General features: G+C 71.2%; 19 protein-coding genes. 14 read left to right on the top strand and 5 right to left on the bottom strand.

Annotated features, from left to right (window positions below):
• Window positions 1–255 precede the first annotated feature (255 nt).
• Window positions 256–729, bottom strand: a complete 474-nt coding sequence (locus tag BJ969_RS24005; protein WP_184482313.1) for a metallopeptidase family protein — start codon at window positions 727–729, stop codon at window positions 256–258.
• 253 nt (window positions 730–982) lie between these two features.
• Between BJ969_RS24005 and BJ969_RS24000 the strand changes: the two genes are divergently transcribed.
• The 7 genes from BJ969_RS24000 (at window position 983) to BJ969_RS23970 (ending at window position 8,462) form a co-directional block, all read left to right on the top strand.
• Entirely contained in the window at window positions 983–1,333 is a 351-nt protein-coding gene (locus BJ969_RS24000) for a DUF3499 family protein (protein WP_184485725.1), read from the top strand.
• A gap of 118 nt (window positions 1,334–1,451) precedes the next feature.
• Window positions 1,452–2,801 (top strand): phosphomannomutase/phosphoglucomutase, encoded by a 1,350-nt coding sequence (locus BJ969_RS23995; protein WP_184482311.1) that lies wholly within the window; start codon window positions 1,452–1,454, stop codon window positions 2,799–2,801.
• 52 nt (window positions 2,802–2,853) lie between these two features.
• Window positions 2,854–3,072: a Trm112 family protein gene (locus tag BJ969_RS23990; RefSeq protein ID WP_184482309.1), complete on the top strand. Its 219-nt coding sequence runs from the start codon at window positions 2,854–2,856 to the stop codon at window positions 3,070–3,072.
• A 6-nt stretch (window positions 3,073–3,078) separates the two neighbouring features.
• The gene (locus tag BJ969_RS23985) at window positions 3,079–4,152 is read left to right on the top strand and encodes a hypothetical protein (RefSeq protein ID WP_184482307.1); all 1,074 of its coding nucleotides are present in this window, start codon (window positions 3,079–3,081) and stop codon (window positions 4,150–4,152) included.
• A 198-nt stretch (window positions 4,153–4,350) separates the two neighbouring features.
• On the top strand, window positions 4,351–5,589 hold the full coding sequence (gene manA, locus BJ969_RS23980; RefSeq protein WP_184482305.1) for a mannose-6-phosphate isomerase, class I: 1,239 nt from the start codon (window positions 4,351–4,353) through the stop codon (window positions 5,587–5,589).
• A gap of 125 nt (window positions 5,590–5,714) precedes the next feature.
• Window positions 5,715–6,668: a cation diffusion facilitator family transporter gene (locus tag BJ969_RS23975; protein WP_184482303.1), complete on the top strand. Its 954-nt coding sequence runs from the start codon at window positions 5,715–5,717 to the stop codon at window positions 6,666–6,668.
• Window positions 6,669–6,947: 279 nt separating this feature from the next.
• Window positions 6,948–8,462 (top strand): amino acid permease, encoded by a 1,515-nt coding sequence (locus BJ969_RS23970; RefSeq protein WP_184482301.1) that lies wholly within the window; start codon window positions 6,948–6,950, stop codon window positions 8,460–8,462.
• Window positions 8,463–8,871: 409 nt separating this feature from the next.
• Here BJ969_RS23970 and BJ969_RS23965 read toward each other — a convergent pair whose 3' ends face one another.
• The 3 genes from BJ969_RS23965 to BJ969_RS23955 form a co-directional block, all read right to left on the bottom strand.
• Window positions 8,872–11,559 (bottom strand): hypothetical protein, encoded by a 2,688-nt coding sequence (locus BJ969_RS23965; RefSeq protein WP_184482299.1) that lies wholly within the window; start codon window positions 11,557–11,559, stop codon window positions 8,872–8,874.
• Between the two features lie 365 nt (window positions 11,560–11,924).
• Window positions 11,925–12,761, bottom strand: a complete 837-nt coding sequence (locus tag BJ969_RS23960; protein ID WP_184482297.1) for a hypothetical protein — start codon at window positions 12,759–12,761, stop codon at window positions 11,925–11,927.
• Window positions 12,762–12,888: 127 nt separating this feature from the next.
• Window positions 12,889–13,566: a helix-turn-helix domain-containing protein gene (locus tag BJ969_RS23955; protein WP_184482295.1), complete on the bottom strand. Its 678-nt coding sequence runs from the start codon at window positions 13,564–13,566 to the stop codon at window positions 12,889–12,891.
• 101 nt (window positions 13,567–13,667) lie between these two features.
• On the opposite strand from BJ969_RS23955, the gene BJ969_RS23950 reads away from it, so the two are divergent.
• From BJ969_RS23950 to secA, 7 genes are all read left to right on the top strand, one after another.
• Window positions 13,668–14,306 (top strand): dTMP kinase, encoded by a 639-nt coding sequence (locus tag BJ969_RS23950; protein WP_184482293.1) that lies wholly within the window; start codon window positions 13,668–13,670, stop codon window positions 14,304–14,306.
• 175 nt (window positions 14,307–14,481) lie between these two features.
• Window positions 14,482–15,159, top strand: a complete 678-nt coding sequence (mtrA, locus tag BJ969_RS23945; protein ID WP_221315928.1) for an MtrAB system response regulator MtrA — start codon at window positions 14,482–14,484, stop codon at window positions 15,157–15,159.
• A 19-nt stretch (window positions 15,160–15,178) separates the two neighbouring features.
• A complete protein-coding gene (mtrB, locus tag BJ969_RS23940; protein ID WP_425503575.1) occupies window positions 15,179–17,044 on the top strand; it encodes an MtrAB system histidine kinase MtrB in 1,866 nt (621 codons plus the stop codon).
• Window positions 17,041–18,756, top strand: coding sequence for an LpqB family beta-propeller domain-containing protein (locus tag BJ969_RS23935; RefSeq protein WP_184482289.1), 1,716 nt, complete (start codon window positions 17,041–17,043; stop codon window positions 18,754–18,756). Before mtrB ends, BJ969_RS23935 begins: the two co-directional genes overlap by 4 nt.
• Before the next feature lie 70 nt (window positions 18,757–18,826).
• Window positions 18,827–19,600 (top strand): ComF family protein, encoded by a 774-nt coding sequence (locus BJ969_RS23930; RefSeq protein ID WP_184482287.1) that lies wholly within the window; start codon window positions 18,827–18,829, stop codon window positions 19,598–19,600.
• A gap of 485 nt (window positions 19,601–20,085) precedes the next feature.
• Complete coding sequence (gene hpf, locus BJ969_RS23925) at window positions 20,086–20,787, top strand: ribosome hibernation-promoting factor, HPF/YfiA family (protein WP_184482285.1); 702 nt, start codon at window positions 20,086–20,088, stop codon at window positions 20,785–20,787.
• 213 nt (window positions 20,788–21,000) lie between these two features.
• Window positions 21,001–23,922, top strand: a complete 2,922-nt coding sequence (secA, locus tag BJ969_RS23920) for a preprotein translocase subunit SecA (protein ID WP_184482283.1) — start codon at window positions 21,001–21,003, stop codon at window positions 23,920–23,922.
• An 80-nt stretch (window positions 23,923–24,002) separates the two neighbouring features.
• Here secA and BJ969_RS23915 read toward each other — a convergent pair whose 3' ends face one another.
• Window positions 24,003–24,443, bottom strand: a complete 441-nt coding sequence (locus tag BJ969_RS23915; RefSeq protein ID WP_184482281.1) for an Rv3235 family protein — start codon at window positions 24,441–24,443, stop codon at window positions 24,003–24,005.
• Window positions 24,444–24,723 lie beyond the last annotated feature (280 nt).

Here is a 24,723-nt window from a genome sequence, read left to right as displayed (position 1 = left end):
GGCCTGGCGCAGGGGCGAATGCCAGAACTCAACGGCCTTCTACGGCGAAGCCGTGCCTCGCGGCCGAAGGCCGTGCCTGTATGCGCGTCAGCGCATAGCCCACGTCACAAAGGTGACAACCCGCGGGTTCTCAGTGGCTTCCTCGCGAGGACGGCTTTTTCCCTCGTGGCGGAGCCACTTGGGAAAAAGATCCCGCAGCGAGGAAGGCACTGAGGTTCCGCCACCCGACCACACGAGCAAAACGAGCCGCCGGGGTCACTGGCCTTCGATTACGTCTGGATCTAGGCCTAGGTAGGTCGCCACCTGTTCGATGAGCACGTCGTGGAGCAGGTCGGCCATGTCCTGGCCGTCGCGGGCGCGGGCTTCCAGCGGGCGGCGGTACAGCACGATGCGGGCGCGGGTCGGCAGGCCGCGGCGGTCGACCCCGGCGGGCACCAGGCGTGCCAGCGGCACGTTCGCGTCGACGACGACGTCGTCGTCCCAGACGACTTTTTCGGGAGCGGTGACCTGGACCTCCGGGACCTCGTCGACCGCCACGTCGAGCTCGGTCAGCTCGGCGTGCCAGCGCTGCTCGATCGGTTCCAGGGCTTCCAGGACGATCGCGTCGAACCGCTGCGAACGGCTGCGCGCCACCGGGACCGACGACGGGTACAGGGGGCCGCGAAGGCCGCGTCCTCGACGATCCCGCCGGGCCAGCGTGCGGCGGCGATATCCACGTGCGGTCACCACGGGCTGAGGGTACGCCCTCGGGCTCCCCACGGGGATGCCCGTTCGGGTCCCCTTGCGGCACCGGATGCGAGCACTCGGTGTCACCGGATCGCCGGGCGCGACTTCAGCGCAGCGCGAACAAACCCGTCGACCAGTGCGAACGTCCCGGTGAGCGGCTTGCGGCGGCCGTGCCCGGGGAGGGTGGGCGAGGACGTTTCCGCGTGCCTCCGGCACGGGCTGGACGGAGGGCGCTATCGTGCCAGTCGTGCGGAGCGTGAGGCGGTGCTCGCGGACCGGGTGTACCAACCCGGCCGTTGCGACGCTTACGTATGCCTATGCGGACTCCACCGCGGTGGTCGGACCGCTGGCCACGTACGCGGAACCCCACAGCTACGACCTGTGCGAAGAGCACGCGCTGCGGCTCACGGTGCCGAAGGGCTGGGAGGTCGTCCGCTACGAGGGCGAGTTCGCGTTGCCCGACCGGTCCGTGGACGACTTGACGGCGCTCGCCGAGGCGGTCCGCGAGGCGGGGCGTTCCGACCTGCCGGTGGAGTCATCGGATTTCTCCGTGGGCGGCGGCAGGCGCGGCCATCTGCGCGCGCTGCCCGACCCCCGCGACGAGTGAGCCGGCGCGCGGAACGTGACGTGCCGCTCGTGGCCGTCGGGAGCTCTCCGCAAGATCACCGATCGCCGGTAGGCTCGGACCGCACCGAGGTTGGCCGGACTACGTAGGGATGTGCAGCGTGCGGGACCTGTCGGAGATCGTCAAGGCGTACGACATCCGCGGGGTGGTGGATGAGCAGCTCGACGCCGACGTGGTTCGGGAGATCGGCGCCGCGTTCACCAGGCTCGTCGGCGGTCCCGCCGTCGTCGTCGGCCACGACATGCGCGACTCCTCGCCTGGCCTCGCCGCCGCGTTCGCCGAGGGCATCACCGGCCAGGGCGTGAACGTGATCTCCATCGGGCTGGCCAGCACGGACCTGCTCTACTTCGCCTCCGGCACGCTGGAGCTGCCGGGCGCCATGTTCACCGCCAGCCACAATCCCGCGCAGTACAACGGCATCAAGCTGTGCCGGTCGGGCGCGGCGCCGGTCGGCCAGGACAGCGGCCTGTCCGAGATCCAGGAGCTCGTCTCGCACGGCGTGCCGGAGTTCCTGGGCGCGAAGGGCACCGTTTCCGAGCGCGACATGGCCGCCGACTACGCGCGCTTCCTGCGCGATCTGGTGGACCTGCGGGAGATCCGGCCGCTGAAGGTCGTCGTCGACGCGGGCAACGGCATGGCCGGGCACACCGTGCCCACCGTGTTCGAGGGCCTGCCGGTCGAGCTGGTGCCGATGTACTTCGAGCTGGACGGCACGTTCCCCAACCACGAGGCGAATCCGCTGGACCCGGCGAACCTGGTGGACCTGCAGGCGAAGGTGCGCGAGGTCGGCGCGGACGCGGGCCTGGCCTTCGACGGCGATGCCGACCGCTGCTTCGTGGTGGACGAGAACGCCGACCCGGTGGCGCCGAGCGCGATCACCGCGCTGGTCGCGGCCCGCGAGCTCGCTAAGGAACCGGGCGCCACGGTGATCCACAACCTGATCACGTCGCACGCCGTGCCCGAGATCGTCGCCGAGCGCGGCGGCAAGCCGGTGCGCACCCGCGTCGGGCACTCGTTCATCAAGCAGACGATGGCCGAGACCGGGGCGATCTTCGGCGGCGAGCACTCGGCGCACTACTACTTCCGGGACTTCTGGAAGGCCGACTCCGGCATGCTGGCCGCGCTGCACGTGCTGGCCGCGCTGGGCGGCCAGGCCGGTCCGCTGTCCGGACTGATGGCCGAGTACTCCCGCTACGCCGCCTCCGGTGAGATCAACTCGACGGTGGACGACCAGGCAGGGCGGATGCGCGCCGTGGCCGAAACCTACCGGGACCGTCCGGGCTCTCGAATCGACGAGCTCGACGGGCTTACCGTGGAGCTGTCGGACGGTTCCTGGTTCAACCTGCGGCCCTCGAACACCGAGCCGCTGCTGCGGTTGAACGTGGAGGCGCCGGACGCCACCGCGGTCGCCGCGTTGCGCGACGAGGTGCTCGCAGTGGTGCGGGGCTGAACGCGTGATGCCGCCCGCTGGGCGTGGACCGGGTGTGGACTCAGGAGGGAACGTGGCCGTGGCTCTGGAACCGACATTGCTGGAGATCCTCGCCTGCCCGGCGCCGGACCACGGCGCGTTGCGCGCCGCGGACGCCGGTGCCGCGCAGGACGAGTTCTTGACGTGCACTTCGTGCGGCCGCGGCTATCCCGTCCGGGACGGGATTCCGGTGCTGCTGCTGGAGGAGGCCGTCGGCGGCCCCGACGATCCTGGCGCGACCGGGGAGAGGTGACCTCCGGTGCTCGACGACAGCCTCTTCGACGACCCTGACCGGCTCACCGAAGCCGATTCGCGCGGGCTGTTGCGGTCGGCCGCGCTCGCGGGCGCGCAGGTGCGCGCGGCCGCGGAGAACGTGCGGGACGCCGGGTTCGACGACCTCGCCGACGGCAGGCCGCGCTCGCTGGTGCTGGTCTCGCGGCCCGGTCTCGGCCCGGGGGTGTGCGAGGTGCTCGCCGCGCTGGCCGGGCCGTCGTGCCCCGTCCCGGTGATCGTGGCGGAGACCGTCCCGGTGTGGGTCGGACCGCTGGACGTGGTCTTCGCGCACACTCCCGACCCGGGGGACCCGGTGCTCGCCGACGGCGTGGCCACCGCGACCCGGCGGGGCGCCTCGGTGGTGCTGGCCGTGCCCGAGGACGGGCCGGTGGCCGCGTCCGGCGCGGGCCGCGCGAAGGTCGTGGCCCCGCGCATCCCGGTGCCCGACGAGCTGACCTTCGCGCACGTGTTCACCGTGGGGCTCAGCGTGCTCGTCGCGCTGGGGCTCACCCGCTGCGACACCGATCAGCTCGCCGACGAGCTGGACCGGGAGGCGGAACGCGCGCACCCCGGCCAGGAACCGCTGATGAACCCGGCGAAGGCGTTGGCGCTGCGGCTGGCCGACCACGAACCGCTGCTGTGGGGCGTGGACCGGCTGGCCACCGCCGTCGCGGGCCACGGCGCGTACGCGCTCGGCGTGCACGCGGGGCTGGCCTGCGACGTCACGAACCACGCGCAGGCGACGACCCGGCACGCCCTGTACCGCTCGGTGCGCGAATCCGGCTCGGACCTGTTCGCCGACCCCGACCTGGACCAGGGCACGACACCGCGGGTCTTCCTGATCGGCACCCGGCACGACGCGCGCGCCGAGAACGAGGAACGCGCCGCGACCGCGTCGCTGCCGAGCGCCGACCTGATCGTTCCCGGCGAGTCGGCCCACGCGGACGCGGTGCTGCGGGTGGCGCTGCTCGCATTGCGGTTCGATCTCGCCGCGGTCTACCTGGGCCTCGCGGCGGGCACGCTCGGAGGTCCGGGCAGGCAGGCACTGGCCGTGCGCTGAACGGGCGGGGCGAAAACCTTGGGCAATTACCAGGGGCGCCCCTGATGCACTGGTGGCGGAGAGGCGATGTCCTGGTCCAGGGCCGACGCCGACGATGCTGGTCGAAGCTGACGCCGAGGTAGGCGTCGTGGCGTGCGCGGTGAGCCCGGCACGCCGCAGCGGCATGCCTGACCAGCGGTGAAGAGAGCGAGAAGGACTGTGGAGTTACTGCGGAACGCGGTGCGCCCCTACGCGTGGGGCTCGCGTACCGCTATCGCGGATCTGCTCGGCCGGCCGGTTCCCACTCCGCACCCCGAGGCCGAGCTGTGGATGGGCGCGCACCCCGGCGACCCGTCGAAGCTGGTGCGCCCGGACGGGTCCGAGGAGTCGTTGCTGCACCTGCTCGACGCCGACCCGGCGCACCACCTGGGTCCGGTGTGCACCGAGCGCTGGGGCAGCCGGTTGCCGTTCCTGCTCAAGGTGCTCGCCGCGAACGAGCCGCTGAGCCTGCAGGCGCACCCGTCGGCGGAGCAGGCCGCGGAGGGCTTCGCGCGGGAGGAGCGCGCGGGCATCCCGCGCAACGCGCCGAACCGCAACTACCCGGATCCCACGGCGAAACCGGAGCTGGTCTGCGCGCTCACCGAGTTCCACGCGCTGGCCGGTTTCCGCGAGGCGCACCGCACGGTGCGGCTGCTGGGGGAGCTGGACGTGCCGAGCCTGCGCCCGCACACCGGGCTGCTGGCGGCGCAACCGGACGCGGACGGGTTGCGGGCGCTGTTCACGACGTGGATCACGCTGCCGCAGCACTACCTGCGCGACCTGCTGCCGGAGCTGCTGGACGCGTGCGTGCGCCACGTGCGCGAGCACGGCGAGTTCGCGCTGGAGTGCCGCACCGTGCTGGAGCTGGGGGAGGCCTACCCGAACGACGCGGGGGTGCTGGCGAGCCTGCTGCTGAACCGGCTGGTGCTGCAGCCGGGCGAGGCGATCTACCTGCCCGCGGGCAACCTGCACGCCTACCTGCAGGGCACCGGGGTGGAGATCCTCGCGAACTCCGACAACATCCTGCGCTGCGGGCTCACCCCGAAGCACGTGGACGTGCCCGAGCTGCTGCGGGTGCTGGACTTCACCTGCGCCGACATGCGGGTGCACAAGGGGGAGTCGCTGGACGGGAACCTCACCGTCTACCAGACGCCCGCGGAGGAGTTCCGGCTCTCCAGGGTGGACTGGTCGCCCGCGAACTCGACGGCGGTGCGGCTCGACTCGCACGGCCCGCAGATCCTGCTGTGCACCAAGGGCGGCGTGCGGTTGTCCACGGAGGGCCCCGGTGGGCAGCGGGTGGAGCTGGACGTGGTGAAGGGCCAGTCGGTGTGGCTGGCGGCGTCCGATCCGGCGGTGCTGGCCCACCCGGCGTGCCAGGACGGGACGGCGCAGTTGTTCCGCGCCGCCGCGGGGGCGTAGCCGCCGCTCGGGCGCGATGATCGCGCCGCCGGTGGTCGCGAGTTGTCCGGTATCGCCCTGAGCGGGCCGATCATGCCGGTACATTCCCCGAGGACTTTTCGACCATCGGACTCGGGAGCGACATCGTGTCAGCAGGCGGCGGTACCAAGGCGATCCTGGCGGCTCTGACCGCGAACGCGGGCATCGCGGTGGCCAAGTTCGGCGGGTTCCTGTTCACCGGGTCCTCGTCGATGCTCGCGGAGTCCGTGCACTCGGTCGCAGACACCTCCAACCAGGGGCTGCTGCTGCTCGGCCAGAAGACCTCGGTGCGCAAGCCCACCGAGGAGCACCCGTTCGGCTACGGGCGGGACCGCTACTTCTACTCGTTCGTCGTGGCGCTGCTGCTGTTCAGCCTGGGGTCGGTGTTCGCGCTCTACGAGGGCATCCACAAGATCCAGCACCCCGAGCAGCTGACCTCGCCGCTGGTGGCCGTGGTGATCCTGGTGGTCGCCATCGCGCTGGAGTCCTACAGCTTCGCGACCGCCATCAAGGAGTCGCGCACCATCAAGGGCGGGCTCGGCTGGTGGCAGTTCATCCGCCAGGCCAAGACGCCGGAGCTGCCGGTGGTGCTGCTGGAGGACGCGGGGGCGCTGCTGGGCCTGGTGCTCGCGCTCGGCGGCGTCGGACTGTCGGTGCTCACCGGTGACCCGGTGTTCGACGGCATCGGCACCGCGTGCATCGGCGTGCTGCTGGGCGTCATCGCGGTCGTGCTCATCGTCGAGACGAAGAGCCTGCTCATCGGTGAGGGCGCGACCCGGTCGGTGCTCGACGACATCGTGGGCGAGCTGCGCGGCGGCAAGGTGCAGAAGGTCATCCACATCCGCACCCAGTACCTCGGCCCGGACGAGCTGCTGATCGCGGCGAAGATCGGACTGGCCCCGTCGATCACCGCCGCCGAGGTGGCCGAAGCGATCGACGACGCGGAGGCCAGGGTCCGGGCGAAGGTCCCCGCGGCCCGGCTGATCTACCTCGAACCCGACCTGGACCGGGGCGTGGACCCGGCCGAGGAGAACGCGCCCGCGGTCCCGGGACAGGATTGAATCTTCGGCGATTTATCCGCTTGTGCAGGCTTTCCCGATGATCTGGGGAAAACCGGGAAATTGTCTTGTTAGCGGGCCTTCTACCTGCGGTGACACGTGCTATGTGCACGGACGGTGATCGATCCGATGCATTCGGAGGATCACGATGTCCGCCGGGTGGACGGAGCGGTCACAGAGCATTAACGAATTGCTCCGGCCACACTGTTTTCCAGCGAATCCGGTGCAACACTCCCCCGCTAGGGTGCGTTCCACCATTCGGGTTGGAAGAGGAGGGCGACAGTGCCAGGGACCGGGCTGTGGCGAACAAAGTCGGTCGAGCAATCGATCAAAGATACCGATGAGCCGGACACGAAGCTCCGGAAGAACCTCGGTGCCTGGGACCTGATGGTCTTCGGCGTCTCGGTCGTCATCGGCGCAGGCATCTTCACGCTCGCCGCCTCCACGGCCGGCGACACGACGGGGCCGTCGGTGTCGTTGTCCTTCGTCATCGCGGCGATCGCCTGTGGCCTCGCCGCGGTCTGCTACGCGGAGTTCGCCTCGACCGTTCCGGTCGCGGGCAGCGCTTACACGTATTCGTACGCGACCTTCGGCGAGTTCATCGCCTGGATCATCGGCTGGGACCTGATCCTGGAGTTCGCCGTCGCCGCCGCCGCGGTGAGCAAGGGCTGGTCGAGCTACCTGCAGCAGGTGCTCGAACTCGTCGGGATCAGCGGCGTGCCCACCAAGTTCGAACTCGGGCCGCTGCAGTTCGACTGGGGCGCTCTGCTGCTGATCGGCGCGCTGACCACCGTGCTCGCGGTCGGCACCAAGCTCTCGGCGCGCGTCAGCCTCGTCATCAGCGCCATCAAGGTGTTCGTGGTGCTGCTCGTCGTCGTGGTGGGCCTGTCCTACATCAACGCCGACAACTACAAGCCGTTCATCCCGCCGGCCGAGTCCGGTGCGGAGGACGCCTCCAAGCTCGACCAGTCGCTGCTGTCGCTGCTGCTGGGCGGCGAGACGAGCAGCTTCGGCGTGTTCGGCCTGCTCGCCGGTGCCTCGCTGGTGTTCTTCGCGTTCATCGGCTTCGACGTCGTCGCCACCACCGCCGAAGAGACCCGCAACCCGCAGCGCGACGCGCCGCGCGGCATCTTCGGCTCGCTGGCGATCGTCACCGTGCTGTACGTGGCCGTCGCCGTCGTGGTGACCGGCATGGTCAACTACAAGCAGCTGGGCACCACCCCGGACGGGGAGAAGGCCACGCTGGCCACCGCGTTCCAGCTCAACGGCATCACCTGGGCGGCCGGGGTCATCACGGTCGGCGCGCTGGCCGGGCTCACGACGGTCGTCATGGTCATGTTCCTCGGCCAGGTGCGCATCCTGTTCGCGATGTCCCGCGACGGCCTGCTGCCGCGCTCGCTCGCCAAGACCAACAGCGAGAACGGCACCCCGGTGCGCGCGACGCTGATCGTCGGCGGGGTCGTGGCGCTCGCCGCGGCGTTCTTCCCGGCGGACAAGCTGGAAGAGATGGTCAACGTCGGCACGCTGTTCGCGTTCATCCTGGTCTCGGCCGGTGTGATCATCCTGCGGCGGTCGCGGCCGGACCTGCCGCGCGGGTTCAAGGCGCCGCTGGTGCCGCTGATCCCGATCCTCGCGATCATCGCGTGCATCTGGCTGATGCTGAACCTGACCGCCCTGACCTGGGTCCGGTTCATCGTGTGGATGATCGCGGGTGTGGTGGTGTACTTCCTCTACAGCCGCAACCACTCCCGCCTCGGCCAGCAGCAGCGCGACGTCGCCTCCGGCGGCTCCGTCTAAACAACCGCCCGAACGCCCCGCTTCCCTGGTTTGGGGAGCGGGGCGTTTTGGTTTCGGTGGTCGGGTGGCGGAACCTCAGCTGCTTCCTCGCTGCGGGATCTTTTTCCCGGGTGGCTCCCACGAGGGAAAAAGCTGTCCTCGCGAGGAAGCCGCTGAGAACCCGCCGGCGGGCGGCTTCTTGACGTGGGCTATTCGCTGCGCGAATACAGGCACGGCCTACGGCCGCAAGGCAGGCTTGCTCCGCAGCCCGACTGCACGGCTTCGCCGCAGGGCACGGCTTCGCTGCTCAACGTAGGGAGTCCGGCCGTGTGGTGTGGTCTTCGGCCGGGCTTGGTGTGAAGGCTGAGCAGGTGCCGGGCGTGGCTCGGTCCGGGGGAGCGGTTCTCCGCGGGCCTGGACGGACCGGGGGTCAGCGGTCTGCGGCGCGTAGGGCGTTGCCGCGTTCCCAGGGGGCGACTCGGCCTCGCGGGTCGGTGAGCTCCGGGAGCGCCGAGCGGGAGGGGGGTTCCTCGTCGGCTGCTTCGCCGGCGGCGGAGGCCGCGGCCTCGTCCGACTCGGCGGCCTCGTCGGGGTCCCAGCCCAGCAGGTCCGTCACGGTCGCGTCCTCGCCCGAGGCCGGCTCGTCCGCCGATGCCGCGCCCGCGGTGGACTCGGTGCCACCGCGGCGGGCCTCCTCGGCCTCACCGGTGCGGCGCGGCTCGCTCAGCGCGCCGAGCGGATCGGAGGCCTGCGCCACCGCCGTCGCCGCGGGCGTGCGCAGCGGCAACGTGGCTCCCCGGACCGGGATCTCCAACCCGGCGGCCATCGCGACCGCCCGGTCCCACTCCGGGTCCCCGCTGTAGTCCGAATGCCCCAGCACACCCGGAACCCAGCGGCGGAACGAGAACGGTCCGCGCTGCGGATCGGGCAACCAGTGATCTCCGCCCAGCACCAGCGCGCCCGTCGGGCCCCGCGTCGCGGGCGGCAGCGGACCGTGCGAACCGTCCGGGCGCAACCCGACGCCGATCAGCATCCCGTCGAAGACCTGCCGGTTCCACGTGGTCACCGCGCCCCCGAGCGGGTCGGTACCGCGGCACAACGACCGCCAGCGCCCGCTGAGCGACCCGGCCAGATCGCGCAGCGACTGGTGCGGCACCACACCGGGGAACGCCCGCGGATACGCCCACTGCAACTGGGAACCCGCGGTGACCAGGCCGACCCGTTCCCGATCGGCCTCCGGCAGCGACTCCAGCAGCCGCGCCGTGGCGACCGCGGCCAGCAGGCTGCCCTGGCTGTGCCCGACCAGCACGACCCGGGTGTCCGGCTCCGCCAAGTGCTCGGCGGCGCGGGCCGCCAGTTCCGGGACGACCTTCAGCGCGTAGCACGGCGGCACCACCGGGTGCGCCTCGCGCGGCCAGAACAACGTGAGGTCGCACAGGATTCCCAGGTAGCGACCGGCGGTGCGTTCCTTCGCGGCCAGCTGCACCATCCGCAGCAGCCCCGCCGCGAGCAGACCCAGGGCCAGCACGCCGAGGGTGCGCAGCCAGTCCGCCCACTCGGTGCGCGGGAAGTTCCACGCCCGCAGACCCAGCGCCAGCACGGTGCTGGCGGTGAGCACCGCCGCCACCAGCAGCAGCACGTGGTGCGAGTAGCGGCGCTGCACGTCGGCCATCCGCCAGGACCCGGCCGCGTTGCGCTGGTCCTGCTGCCTGCCCGCGTGCAGCAGCGCCACCTGTGCGGGCACGTCGTCGGTGCCGTGGGGGAACCAGCGCCTGATCAGCATCCAGCAGCCCAGACCGGCGCCGCCCACGGCCAACAGCACGGCGGCGCTGCCCCAGAACAACGCCACGTCGTCGTAGGCGGCGGGCAGCCGCAGGAATTCCGGCGCACCCAGCGCCTGGCGCAGGGTCAGCGCGAGGCCCGCGCCGAACCCGGCGCCCAGCATGCACGCCAGCATCAGCACCGGAGCCGCCATCCAGCCGCCCGCCCACGGGCGCAGATCGCGGGGCACCGAGGACCAGCCTGGCCGCGCCAGCAGCGCCGCGGGCACCAGCAGCACCGCCACGCCCACGCAGGTCAGCAGCAGGCCGACGGTGATCACGTCCACGGTCGCGCCGGAACCTGGCAGCGGAGCGTTCAGCGGCCCCGGCAGGATCGCCACCGAGAACAGCAGCACTCCCGCGGCGGCCACGACGATCCGGCGAGCGGCGCGGCTCAGCAGGCCGCGCACCACCGCGGCGACCGGGCCCGAACCCATGCCGCTCGGGTCGTCGAGCAGCAGGGTGCCGCCGAGGGAGACCACCAGCAGCAATTCGGCCAGCAGCCAGCGCGGATCGGCGCTCGGCGTCAGCGGTCCGCCCAGCGCCAGCACCGAGATCACCGACAGCGCCCCGACGACGTGCAGCGCGCGCAGCGCGGGGGTGTCCGGGTCGGCGACGACGTTGGCGCCCGGCAGCACCGCGGCCCGCGCCGAGTGCCGGGAGTTGTCGCCGCGGCCCCCGAGCGGCTTCCACGCCCCGGAGACCTTCCAGGACACGCTGGAGAGCCGGTGCATCAGCAGGACGATCAGCCCGAGCAGCAGCGCCGCGGGCACCGCGCGCACCGCGGGAACGGCGCGCAGCGACTCCGGCACGTAGGTCAGGCATTGCGCTCCGGGCCGCAGGCACTGCGCCGCGAGCAGATCCAGCAGCACCACCGCGAGCTGCGCGACGAACAGCATCGTCAGCAGCAGCGCGCTCACCCGCAGCAGCGCCCGCAGCACGTGCGAGAGCGCGCCGCCGACGGCGCTCCCGGGCTTGGGCGGGGGCAGCATCCAGTGCGCGACGTTGCTCAGCGCGAACGGGAACATCAGCGCCCAGCTGGCCTTCGCCCAGCCGCCGGAGGTCATCCCGCCCCAGACGTAGCCCTCGACGATCCGTGGCACCGTGCGGTCGCCGGCGGTGAGCATCGGACCGGGCACCGGGCGGCGCAGCCGGTCCGCGGGCCGGACGATGCGCCCCACCCCGTCACCCGCGACGTCGACCGAGGCCACCGAGTCGGTCAGCGCATCCCCGGTGGTCCCGAGGATGCCGTGCACCCGCAGCTCGACCACGCGGGTGTCGGGCCCCGGTATCTGCACTTGTGCCTCCTGGCCATCGGGTCGGTGATGATCACTTGGCAGTGATTGTCCACCGCAGATCGACTCGTGGCGAGCCCTCCGACACCCGATTGTGACGGCCCTCGCCCCCGCCTGTCCCCGGTTCGCCGGGACTGGCGCGGAGATCCAGGTCAGGGGCGTGCACCGCGCTGCGTGCGCCTCCGGACGGGGGCACCGTCCGGGTGATGCCAGGCGTGTCGCGGCGCGAACGCGCACGGCGGCCCCGTTCGCCTATCCCCAGAAGGCGAACGAGGCCGCCGGTCCGAGGAACCGTCCCCTCCGCGGTTCCTCGGGCCCGGTCCTGCACCCCCTTCGTGCAGGACCGGGCGCCGTTCCCGCACGTTCGTTCAGCTCTGCCCGTTGAAGCCGTTGATGTCCCGCGCCTGTCCCACCTGCAGCACGGAACCGCTGCTGGAGCCGGAGAACTCGTTGTGCACCGTGTTGTGCACCGTGTTGGTGACCGACGACTGGGCTGGCGGTTCCGGTGCTTTCTGCTGGTCCTTCTGGAGCTGCGCGGCGTCGACCGGGGCGGCGTCGACCCCGTCGAGCCGGTCGGGGTTGATCGAGGCGGTGGGGGTGTAGAGGTAGCCGACGTCTTCGTAGCTCTTGACCTTGACGGCGCGTTCGGCGAAGCGGGCGGGGCGGAGTTTGACGTAGGCGCCGCGGATGACGTCGGTGAAGACGCGTTCGGAGAGGATCGCGGCGAGGAAGGTGGAATCCGGGTCGGACTCGTCGAGGATCTTGCGGACGGGCGCGGAGTCGAGCAGGCGGTGGGTTTCGTTCATCGCGGTGGACAGTCCGCTGTCGGGGATGGGGCCGAGGTGGATGCTGGCGCGCAGCCGCAGGCGCAGGTCGCGGTCGCGGCGGCGCACTTCCTCGTCGTGTTCTTGGAGGACTTCGTCGAGTTCGGTGAGGAACGGGTCGACGAGGAAGGGCACGTCGGTGGCGTCGACGCCGAAGTAGTAGCCGTCGCCGGTGGACGTGCCGAACACCCGCTGGTCCCACAGCCGGGACAGTTCGCAGCTTGCCAGGGCTTTTTCCAGCAGTGCGGGGATGTCCTGGCTGAGCTGTTCCTGGTGCGCGCTGGGACTGTTGCTGAAGTCCTTGGTGTCCACGGCGAACACCGCGCGGTACGGCGGCAGCTGCTTGGTGCGTCGCACTGTGGAGCTGGTACCGGTCGACATGACGTGTCCTTCCTGCCTCGGCCGGGCGCCGCGCCGGATCGGCGCCGCTCGGCTCGTCGAGATCCAGCATCGAACGGATCAGCTGGGGGAGGTGTCCGATTTCGGACACCCTCGATTATGAAGTGGATCACATGTGTTCAGGTGGGTTGATCTCGGCCCGCAACGCGTCGATCTTCAGCACCTGCACGCCGTGCGACTCGGTGCGCAACAACCCCAGGGCGCGGAAATCGGACAGGCTCGCCGCCACCGACGTCCGCGACATCCCCAGCAGATCCGCCAGTTCGCGCTGGGACAGCTGCACGAACCGGTCCACCTCGTCGGCCGCCGCCAGCCGGCACAGCAGCCACGCGACCTTCGACTTCACCGACAACCCGGCCAGCTCGGCGACCATGCTGCTGTTGGACCGCAACTTCGCGCTCACGTAGCGGGTGAGCTGCCGATCGAGCCTGCGACGGCGGATGAACGCGGCGAACTCGGTGCCGCGCAGCAGCCGCGCCGAGCACTTCGACAAGGCGTAGGCGCTGGCCGATCGGGGCTGCTGGTCCAGATCCGCCTGCTCGCCGATCACGTCCCCCGCCCAGCGCACCGCGAGCAGCGCGCGTCCCTGATCGAGCCGCGCGCCGACGATCTGGCAGGCCCCGGACAGCAGCACGAGCACGTGATCGCCGTCGTCGCCTTCCTCCAGCAGCGCGCCGCCGGGTTCGAAATCGACCCGAGCGCCGACGCGCAGCAGGTCATGCCACTCGTCCGCCGAGAGGTGATCGCGGAAGGTGCGGTAACCGCCGTCCGGCAGGGGGAGCGCCACGGGAGTCGAGTTTTGCGGCATCGCACGCGGATGTGAACCGTTTTCGCGCCACGTCAACCCTATCGGCGGTCTGCGCGCGGTCGCTGCGTATCGTCCTCGGCGTGGGGCGGCTGATCGTGATCGAAGGACTGGACGGCGCGGGCAAGCGCACGCTCGCCGCCGGGCTCACCGAGCGGATCCGCCAGGGCGGCGGCACCGTCGCGCACGCCGCGTTCCCGCGCTACTCCGCGGACGTGCACGCGGAACTCGTCGCCGAAGCGCTGCACGGCGGCCACGGCGACCTCGGCGAATCCGTGCACGGCATGGCCGTGCTCTACGCGCTGGACCGGCGCGACGCGGCCGAGGCGCTGCGCGCGGACCTCGCCGCGCACGACGTGGTGCTGCTGGACCGCTACGTCGCCTCCAACGCCGCCTACGGCGCCGCCCGGCTGCACCAGGGCGCCGACGGGGAGTTCGTGCGGTGGGTGCGGGAACTCGAGATCGAGCGGTTCGCCGTGCCGCGGCCCGACCTGCAGCTGCTGCTGCGGGTCCCGGCCGACGTGGCGGCCTCCCGCGCCGAGCACCGGGAGCGCACCGAGACCCGGCGCCGCGACAACTTCGAATCCGACTCCTCGCTGCAGCAGCGCTGCGGCGCGGTGTACGAGGGGCTCGCCGAGATCGGCTGGTGGTCGCCGTGGCGGGTGATCGACGGCGCCGAACGCCCCGACTACGCCGAGCTGGCCGCCGAGATCACCGGCTGACGCGCCCGGAAACCCGCGGTGATCGCGGGCGGTGCGCGCACCGCGGCCGGTTCGCACCTTGAGTACCCCGTTCGGCGGTACAAGTCCCTCCGCGTTCAGTGCAGGCATGACGACCTGCGGTGACGATCGGCGGGTGCTGTCCGGCCCAGGAGTGAGAAGTGCAACCATGTGGGGCATGAAGGCGCGCGTGCTCGTGGTGGACGACGATCCGGCCCTGGCCGAAATGCTGACCATCGTCCTGCGGGGCGAGGGGTTCGAAACCGCTGTGGTCAGCGACGGAACCAAGGCGATGCCCGCACTGCGCGAACTGAAACCCGACGTGGTGCTGCTCGACCTCATGCTGCCCGGCATGAACGGCATCGACGTGTGCAAGGCGATCCGCACCGAGTCCGTGGTGCCGATCGTGATGCTCACCGCCAAGAGCGACACCGTCGACGTGGTGCTCGGACTCGAATCCGGCGCCGACGACTACGTCGTCAAACCCTTCAAGCCGAAGGAACTCGTCGCCCGGCTGCGCGCTCGGCTGCGCCGCACCGACGCCGAACCCGCCGAGGTGCTCGCCATCGGCGACCTCAGCATCGACGTCCCCGGCCACGAGGTCACCCGCGAGGGCGTGCCGATAGCGCTCACCCCGCTGGAGTTCGACCTGCTGGTCGCGCTGGCCCGCAAGCCGCGCCAGGTGTTCACCCGCGAAGTCCTGCTGGAACAGGTCTGGGGCTACCGGCACGCCGCCGACACCCGGCTCGTCAACGTCCACGTGCAGCGGCTGCGGTCCAAGGTGGAGCGCGACCCGGAACGCCCCGAGGTGGTGCTGACGGTCCGCGGTGTCGGGTACAAGGCGGGCCCGCCGTGACCCCTCGGCTCAGGTCGCGTTGAGCGGGTGGGCGAGCCGGGGCGAGGTGCTGCGCCGGTGGGGCACGCGTGCCCGCGATGAGCTGCGGGAACGCTGGCAGCGCTTCGAACGCGTGTGGCGGCGCTCCATGCAGTTGCGCGTCGTGGTCAGCACGCTCGCGCTGTCCTCGGTGGTCATCTGCGTGCTGGGGATGGTGCTGCAGACGCAGATCACCTACCAGCTGATGACGGCGAAGGAACGCGCCGCGATCGGCCAGGTGCAGTCGAGCCTGCCCGTGCTGGAGCGGGAACTGACCGCCGTCGACCCGAACTCCGACGACGTCTCCCAGCAGCTCGAACAGGCGCTCAACCGCCTCACCACGCCCAATTCGAACGATTCCGCGCAGCAACCGGCCGCGGGCGCCTTCGAACCCGTGCTGGTCGACGGCGCGGGTGCCGGATCCGAGCCGCACCCCTTCGCCGGTCCGCTGCGCGACGTGCCGGGCGGGCTGCGCAGGTTCGTCGAACAGGGCCAGCTGGCGAAGCAGATCACCACGGTGCCGCGCGGGAACGAGCCGGTCACGATGCTGGTCGTCGGCACCCCGGTCGACAGCTCCACCCGCTCACTGCAGGCGTACCTGCTGTTCCCGCTGACCTCGGAGAAGAGCACGCTCGGCTTCGTTCAGAGCACCCTGCTGGTCGGCGGGCTGGTCCTGGTGGTCCTGCTCGGCGCCATCACGAACCTCGTCACCCGCCAAGTGGTGCGGCCGGTGCGGCAGGCGGCCCAGAACGCCGCGCGCCTCGCCGACGGCGACCTGGACCAGCGGATGCGGGTCATCGGCGAGGACGACGTGGCCCGGCTCGCCGAGTCGTTCAACGAGATGGCCGACAGCCTCAAGCAGCAGATCAAGCAGCTGGAGGAGTTCGGCCAGCTGCAACGCCGCTTCACCTCCGACGTCTCGCACGAACTGCGCACCCCGCTGACCACGGTCCGGATGGCCGCCGACGTGCTGCACGCCTCCCGCGAGCAGTTCCCGCCCGGATTGGCCCGCTCCACGGAGCTGCTCGTCGACGAGCTGGACCGGTTCGAGGCGCTGCTCGCGGACCTGCTGGAGATCTCCCGGCTCGACGCGGGCGTCGCCGAACTCGCCGCCGAACCGCTGGACCTGCCCGCGATCGTGCAGCGCGCCGTCGACTCGGTGCGCGGCATCGCCGAGACCAGCAAGGTCCCGCTGCGCGTCGAGGTGGCGGGCGACGACCTCGACCTGGTCGGCGACGCCCGCCGCGTCGAACGCATCGTGCGCAACCTGATCGCCAACGCCATCGACCACGCCGAAGGCGGGCCGGTGGAGATCCGGTTCGGCGCCGACGACCGCGCCGTCGCCGTCAGCGTCCGCGACTACGGCGTCGGACTCCGCCCCGGCGAAGCGGAACTGGTGTTCACCCGGTTCTGGCGCGCCGACCCGTCCCGCAACCGCCGCACCGGCGGCACCGGACTCGGCCTGTCCATCAGCTCCGAGGACGCGCGGCTGCACGGCGGGCTGCTCGACGCGTGGGGCGAACCGGGCTCGGGATCGTGCTTCCGGCTGACGTTGCCGCGCACGCCGGGGCAGGACTTCACCGACAGCCCGCTGGCGCTGCCCGTCGGACGCCGCATCGCCGCCCCTGGGGCGCTGCTGGCCCGCACCCTCGACGCGCAGTCCGACGGCGAGCAGGAGGGGGAGAGCGCGGTCCGGGACACCGGTCCCGCACGGCTCTCCGAACCGTCCCCGCACGACTCCGCCGACCAGGAGCGCGCGGAGCACCCGCCGAGCGAGGACCAGGCGAGGGTCGATCAGGCGAAGGCCGACCACGCCAGGAGCGGTCGCGCCGCGCCCGTCGAACGAGGCTGGGAGGACCTGCGATGACCCGTCGACGGCTGGCCGTGCTGGTGTTGGCCCTGCTCCCGCTGAGCGCCTGCGCCTCCATCCCCGAGCGGTCCGATCCGATGGCGGTGCAGCCCGTCGTGGAGGGCAACGCGCCCGGAGCCACGACGCCGGAACCGCCGCGCGGCGTGAACTCCTTCGACCTCGTGCGCAGCTTCGCCGACACCGGTTCCACCCCGGAGAGCGGTTTCGCGGCGGCCAAGGAGTACCTGACCGACGAGGCCCAACGGCGCTGGGAACCGGAAAACTCGGTGCTCATCGTCGACAACATCGACACCATCCCGGTGCCGCCGCCGCCGAACCTGCCGGAGAACGTGCAGCTCGTGAGCCTGCAGGCGGACCGGGTCGGGAGGCTGCGGCCGGACGCCTCGTTCGTCCCCGAGGTCGGCCCGTACGAGGTGCAGGTCCGGGTCGAGCGCAACCGGGAAGGGCAGTGGCGGATCGCCTCGCCACCGAAGGACATGGTGATCAGCAGGGCCTCCTTCAAGGACGGCTTCATGGCGGTGCCGATCTACTTCGCGGACCACGACGGCGGCGGCGTGGTGCCCGACCTGCGCTGGGTCGGGTCCCAGCCCGAGGTCACGCTGCCGCAGCGCGTGATCGAACTGCTCATCGCCGGTCCTTCGGAGGGCTTCAAGGACGCGATGGCGAGCCAGCTCCCGCGGGGCGCCAGCACGAAGACCAACGTCAGCGAGGACGACGACGGCGCGCTGGTGGTCAACCTCAGCGGCCTCGGCGAACCCGACATGGAGTCGCGGCAGATGCTCGCCGCACAGGTCGTGCTGTCGCTGCAGAACGTCAGCAAGGCCCGGGTGCGGCTGCAGGAAGAAGGTGTCGCGCTGCTGCCCGGCAAGCGGGACCTGCAACCGGCGGACGTCGAGTCCTTCGAGAGCGACAACGCGGTGAGCCCCGGCCTGCCCGGTCTCGCCGTGATCGGGGAACGGCTGCACGTGCTCGACGAGAACGTCCGCCCCATCCCCGGGCCCGCCGGGTCCGGCGCGCTGGAAGTGGTGCAGGCCGCCCAGTCCGGCGACGGTTCGCGGCTCGCCGCCGTGGCCCGCAAACCCTCCGGGATGGTGGGGCTGCGGGTCGGCCCGTACGGCGAGGACATGCCCGAGCTGCCGCCCACCGGCAGCTTCATGAGCAGGCCCACCTGGCGGGGCGACTCCGAGGTGTGGGCGGTCGTCAACGGCCACGAGGTGTTCCGCGCGGTCGACGAAGGCGAGTCGTGGGGCGTCCGGCCGGTCGACGTGGCCGAGTTCTCCGGCGGCAGGCAGCTCACCCAGCTGCGCCTGTCGCACGACGGGACCCGCGCGGCGGGCGTGGTCGACGGGCGCATCGTCGTCGGGGCGGTCGTGGACGAGGACGGGCGCGTCGCGCTGCGGCACCCGGTGACGCTGGGCGCGGACCGGGACTTCCGCGTGACGGGCGTGGACTGGCTCACCGACAAGTCCCTGGTGGCGGCCACCGACGGTTCCTCGCCGGTCATGGAGGTCACCGTGGACGGCTTCGACTGGACCGAGTACGCCTCGGCGAACCTGACGCAACCGATCAACGCCGTGACCGTCGGGCCGGGCAAGCGCGTCGTGGTGGCCGATCAGCGCTGGCTCTGGGAGGCGACCGCGTCGAACGCGGTGTGGAGCGTGCTGCCGGGCGAGATCGAGGGGAACTCGCTCCCGTTCTTCCCCGGCTGATCCGGGTTCGCCGCGGGCGGTCCGACTCGCCCCGGTGAGTCGGACGGCGACTTCGCGCACCCTGCACGGCATGAGCGGATCTCGGTGGCACCGAACCGGTACCGGGCTCGCCGCCGCCGCGTCCGGGCTGCTCGACCTGGTGCTGCCGCTGCGCTGCGCGGGCTGCGCCCGGCCCGGAACCGGGTGGTGCGCCGAGTGCGCCCGGGAACTCGGCGGGCTGCGCAAGGTGGTCCGCGAGCTGCCGGCGCCGCCGGACTCCACCGCCGCGCCGCCCGTGTTCGCCCTGGGCCGGTACCGCGGCGCGCCGCGGCGAGCGGTCGTCTCCTACAAGGCCGCGGGCCGCCGCGACCTCGCCGATCCGTTCGGCACCGCGATCGCCGACGGCCTGGAGGGGCTCCTCCGGTGGGAGCCGGATTCCGCCGGAAGTGGGTCGTTCGCGTCGATGACCGGGCCGGACCTCGCGGCGGCAGGGACGTGGCACTTGGTGCCCGCTCCGTCGAGGGCGATCACCTCGCGGCGGCGCGGTGGGGCGCACATGACGCGGGTGGCGCTCCGGTCGGCGGCGGTGCTCGCGGAACGCGGCCGAGCCGCCGAGGTCGCCGACTGCCTGGTGGCCGCACCCGGCGCGCGCGACTCGGTGGGGCTCGCCCCGGCGGAGCGGCTGCGCAACCTGGCCGGGAGGGTGGCGGTGCTGCCGCGGCGGGCGCCGCCCGCAGGTGAGCCGGTGCTGCTGATCGACGACGTGCTCACCACCGGCGCCACCGCCATGAGCGCGGTGCACGCCCTGGCGCGGCACGGCGTGCCGGTCACCGCGGTCCTGGTGCTGACCGCGACCTCGGGTTAACACGATCGTGTGTTGTCCGGCGGCCCGACATCCGAGGAACTTCCGGGCGCCCCTCGTTCGTTCAGCGGGTATGAGCAGTCGACGGCACTCGTGCCCGGGCGCTCCGACCTGCGGGGGAGCTCCGGGGACCTGCGGCGGGACCCAGGTCGCGCAGTGGCGTTCGGTGACCGCAACTCGATCACTTCTAGCCCGAAAGAGTGAGACGAGTGGTGTGGGACACGCCGTGGAAACGCCCGCCGCGAGCCTCGCGCGTCGCCCGCTCAGCCCTGCACATCACGCTCAGTGGTGGCTTGACGTCGCCCGTCTCGGGGGCTGTTTCCCGTTGGCGAAGTTAGCTAACGTGCCTGCATTCAGTCGTACCCGGGCTTTGGGAAGGAGTGAGGAACCCATGTCCCTGGCGCCGGAAGCGAACTGAGATCGATCGCGGTTCCGGTGCCGCCGTGCGGACACGTCCACGGGATGTACGCAAGGAACGGAGGTCGTGAATGGACATCGTCGTCAAGGGTCGCAACGTTGAGGTTCCCGAGCACTACCGGGAGCACATCGCCGACAAGCTGACCCGGCTGGAGCGCTACGACAGAAAGACCATTCGGGCGGACGTGGAGCTGTTCCACGAACGCAATCCGCGACAGGCGAAGAGCTGCCAACGCGTGGAGATCACCCTGAAGAGCCGAGGGCCCGCCGTCCGAGCGGAAGCCGCCGCAGGGGACTTCTACGCCGCGCTCGACTCGGCGACGAGCAAGTTGGAGAACCGCCTCCGCCGCATGCACGACCGCAGAAAAGTGCACTACGGGCGGCACAAGTCCACCTCCGTCGCGGAAGCGACCTCGGCGAACACCACGCAGACCGTCGCGGCAGGCGGTACCACCGCGGTCGGGCTCCTCGAAGCCCCCGCCGAGGAAGTGGCCGACGACGCCGACATGACCATCGCCGAGACCGCGATGCCCGGCACGGACCGGGAGGTCCCGATGCCCCGCGGCAGCGCGGACGGGGACGGCTACGAACCCGGTCGGATCGTCCGCGAGAAGGAGCACACCGCCACGCCCATGACCGTCGACCAAGCCCTCTACGAGATGGAACTGGTCGGCCACGACTTCTACCTGTTCTCCGACGCGGACACCGGAAGCGCGAGCGTGGTGTACCGGCGCAGAGGATTCGACTACGGGGTGATCCGGCTGGCCGCCTGACCGGACGATCAGCGGGCGTCCGGCGAGTCTGCGCCAGCGCCCGACCCCACCGACCGTCCCCCGCGTACCGTGTGCGCGGGGGACGGTCGCCGTCCGGGGCCCGGTGCCGACCGACGCTCCGCCGGAACCGCCACCCAGGCAACCCGGCTCTAATACGATGACCACAAGGCGTCCGTGACGGGCGCATCACGATCAGCTAGTGAGGTCGACCGGATGGTCCTGTCCCGACTGCTCCGCGCCGGCGAGGGCAAGACGCTCAAGCGCCTGCGCGCCATCGCGGCGCACATCAACGAGCTCGAAGCCGAAGCGGTCGCGCTCTCCGACGCCGAACTGCGGGCCAAGACCGACGAGTTCAAGCGCCGCCACAGCGACGGCGAATCGCTGGACGAACTGCTGCCCGAGGCGTTCTCCGTCGCCCGCGAGGGCGCGCACCGCACGCTCGGGCAGCGGCACTACGACGTGCAGCTCATGGGTGGTGCGGCACTACACCTCGGCCAGATCGCCGAAATGCGCACCGGTGAGGGCAAGACCCTCACCTGCGTGCTGCCCGCGTACCTCAACGCCATCGCCGGCAAGGGCGTTCACGTGGTCACGGTCAACGACTACCTGGCCAAGCGCGACTCCGACTGGATGGGCCGGGTGCACCGCTTCCTGGGCCTGGAGGTCGGCGCGATCACCGCCGACATGACCCCCGAGCAGCGCCGCGGCGCCTACGAAGCCGACATCACCTACGGCACGAACAACGAGTTCGGCTTCGACTACCTGCGCGACAACATGGCGTGGAGCCTGGCCGACTGCGTGCAGCGCGGGCACTTCTTCTCCATCGTCGACGAGGTCGACTCGATCCTGATCGACGAAGCCCGCACCCCGCTGATCATCTCTGGTCCGGCCGACCAGTCCTCGCGCTGGTACCAGGAGTTCGCCCGGCTCGCGCCGATGCTGCGCAAGGACGCCCACTACGAGGTCGACGAGCGCAAGCGCACCGTCGGCGTCACCGAGGACGGCGTCACGATCATCGAGGACCAGCTGGGCATCGAGAACCTCTACGAGGCCGCGAACACCCCGCTGGTCGGCTACCTCAACAACGCGCTCAAGGCCAAGGAGCTCTACAAGCGCGACAAGGACTACATCGTCCGCGACGGTGAGGTCACCATCGTCGACGAGTTCACCGGCCGAATCCTGCACGGCCGCCGCTACAACGAGGGCATGCACCAGGCGATCGAGGCCAAGGAAGGCGTCGAGATCAAGGCCGAGAACCAGACGCTGGCCACGATCACGCTGCAGAACTACTTCCGCCTCTACGAGAAGCTCGCCGGTATGACCGGTACGGCCCAGACCGAGGCCGCCGAGTTCCAGGGCACCTACAAGCTCGGCGTCGTCAGCATCCCGACGAACGAGCCGATGGCCCGCAAGGACCAGCCCGACCTGGTCTACAAGAGCGAGGCCGCGAAGTTCGAGGCCGTCGCCGAGGACATCGAGGAGAAGCACCGCTCCGGTCAGCCGGTGCTGGTCGGCACGACCAGCGTGGAGCGCTCCGAGTACCTGGCGAAGCTGCTGACGAAGAAGGGCGTGCCGCACAGCGTCCTCAACGCCAAGCACCACGAATCGGAAGCCGGGATCATCGCCGAGGCCGGGCGCAAGGGCTCCGTCACGGTCGCCACGAACATGGCCGGTCGCGGTACCGACATCGTGCTCGGCGGCAACGTCGACCACATCGCCGACGCCGAGCTGCGGCGCCGCGGCCTGGACCCGGTGCAGCACCGCGAGCAGTACGAGGCGGAGTGGCCGGGCGTCGTCGACAAGGTCAAGACCCAGGTCAAGGCGGAGGCCGAGAGCGTTCGCGAGGCCGGCGGCCTGTACGTGCTCGGCACCGAGCGGCACGAGTCGCGGCGCATCGACAACCAGCTGCGCGGCCGGTCCGGGCGGCAGGGCGACCCCGGTGAGTCCCGCTTCTACCTGTCGCTGGGCGACGAGCTGATGCGCCGGTTCAACGCCGCCATGGTCGAGACCGTCATGACGCGGCTGAAGGTGCCCGACGACGTGCCGATCGAGAACGGCATGGTCACCAAGGCGATCCGCAGCGCTCAGACCCAGGTCGAGCAGCAGAACATGGAGATCCGCAAGAACGTCCTCAAGTACGACGAGGTCATGAACCAGCAGCGTTCGGTGATCTACACCGAGCGCCGCCGGGTCCTGGAAGGCGAGGACCTGCGCGAGCAGGTCCGGCACATGATCAAGGACGTGACCGCCGCGTACGTCAACGGCGCCACCTCCGAGGGCTACGCCGAGGACTGGGACTTCGAGAAGCTCTGGACGGCCCTGAAGGGCCTCTACCCGGTTCAGCTGGACTGGGAGGAGCTGGTCGAGGACGAGGACGACGTGAGCAAGGAGAGCCTCCAGGAGGCCGTGCTCAACGACGGCTGGGACGCCTACGACCGGCGCGAGGCCGAGGTCGACGGCAAGGTCGGCACGGGCGCCATGCGGGAGCTGGAGCGCCGGGTGGTGCTCAGCGTGCTCGACCGCAAGTGGCGCGAGCACCTCTACGAGATGGACTACCTGAAGGAAGGCATCGGCCTGCGTGCGATGGCGCAGCGCGACCCGCTGGTGGAGTACCGGCGGGAAGGCTTCGACATGTTCCACGCGATGCTCGAGGCGTTGAAGGAAGAGTCGATCAGCTTCCTGTTCAACGTCCAGGTGGAGGCGGCCGAGCCGGAGCCCGCTCCGGAGCAGCCGTCGGTGCCGGTGTCGGTGAGCCGTTCCGACGGTTCGGACTTCCCGACGGACGTGCAGCCCGCCGTGCCGCGTTCGGCCGCCCAGCAGCGCCAGCAGGCCGGCGCGGGCGGGCAGGCGGCCTCGGGTGCGGAGGCGCAGCCCCGTTCCAAGCGTTCCCGCTCCGCAGGCCCGGCGATGAGCCAGCTCGGCGGCGGCACGGTCGGTGGTGACGGCGCTCCGCCGGCGTTCGGCGGTCAGGGACTCACCCCGCCGCAGCGCCCGCGGCTGAACTACTCCGGTCCGGCCGAGTCCGGTGAGGTGCAGACCAGCACCGAGGACAACGGTGGCGACGACAACGGCGGCACCCGGCGGCAGCGCCGTGCCGCCGCGCGGGAAGAGGCCAAGAAGCACAAGCGGCACTGAGGCCCCGCCCGCCGCGTTCCCCCATCGCCCCGCACTCCACGAGGAGTGCGGGGCGATGTCGTGTTCGAGCGCCGGACGGTTCAGACGACGGACAGGAAGGTGCACGACCAGCCTCCGTCACTGCGTTCCCAGCGCAGCACGAGCGCGCGAGTGCGGATTCGGGAGGCGATGACCGCGCATCCCTCGACCAGGTCCGGGCTGATCGCGCACGCGTGCATCGACAGCAGCCGTTGCTGCGGTTCGTGCAGCAGCCGCCGCACGGAGCCGGACTTGAGCAGGCCGTGCACGCACGGCGACACCCGGGATTTGATCTGGCTCAGCGGACGGCGTCCGAGCAGGACGTCGATGACGGGTGCGCCGAGCACCCCGGCCAGCGCGCCCGAGGTGCGGTCCGCCGGGGCGGCGGAGGAGTTCGCGAGTTCGGTGCGCGAGCTCGGGGCGATCGCCCGGCCGTCCGGCACGAGGTAGGGATCGGTGGCGGCGGGCAGCAGGATCGGGTGCGGGGCGGCCGGAGCGGTCATGACTCCTCCTGAACGGGGCGCTGCGGATCGACCGGGTCGGCCGGTCTCGTAAGAAGGAGGGCTCCGAACCCCGGATGCGGTCACTTCGCGCGCAGATCGCCCCGAAGGTGTGAGCGCCGCCAAAACGGGAGACACCCGCCGTTCACCCGCCGTGACCTGCGATTTCGCTATTGGAGGGGGGTGGTGTTCAAGGGGCTGTGGAGGTCCTGTAGATTTCTTTCTGCCAGCACGGAACGGGCCGAAAACGAATCGGACCGGGTGCGGCGGGGGTCTGACTGAG

The sequence above is a fragment of the Saccharopolyspora gloriosae genome (genome assembly GCF_014203325.1).
GTDB classification, from domain to species: domain Bacteria; phylum Actinomycetota; class Actinomycetes; order Mycobacteriales; family Pseudonocardiaceae; genus Saccharopolyspora_C; species Saccharopolyspora_C gloriosae.
This window is presented reverse-complemented; position numbering and strand designations above follow the sequence as displayed.